The organism is Glycomyces sp. NRRL B-16210 (assembly GCF_000719515.1).
Taxonomy (GTDB): Bacteria; Actinomycetota; Actinomycetes; order Mycobacteriales; family Micromonosporaceae; genus Glycomyces.
Window position 1 is genome coordinate 1 of record NZ_JOGR01000031.1, and the last position, 327, is coordinate 327.

1 pseudogene is annotated in these 327 nt (G+C 67.6%); it reads right to left on the reverse strand.

Annotation, left to right across the window (positions count from 1 at the left end):
- Positions 1-16: 16 nt before the first annotated feature.
- Positions 17-327: pseudogene (locus tag IF12_RS0122400) on the reverse strand (hypothetical protein); the annotation flags it as partial.

Below are 327 nucleotides of genomic sequence, written 5' to 3' on the forward strand. Positions count from 1 at the left end.
GGATGGGCAGTGCCGGTCAGGCGGCCGCGAGGTACGTGTTCCAGCCACCGGTGGGGGACTGACCGGGGCCGAGGGTGCGCAGTTTGGCGAGCACCTTGGGGTCCTGGGCGTCCAGCCAGTCGGCGAACTGCCGGAAGGATACGAGCCGTACGTCCCTTTTGTCCGCCATGCCTTTGAGTGCTTCCTCGACGGCGTCCATGTAGATGCCGCCGTTCCACTCCTCGAAGTGGTTGCCGATGAAGAGGGGTGCGCGGTTGGTCTCGTAGGCCCGACGGAAGCCGCCGAGGTAGGTGGCGGTGGCCTGGACGGTGAGGTCGGGGAAGGCGG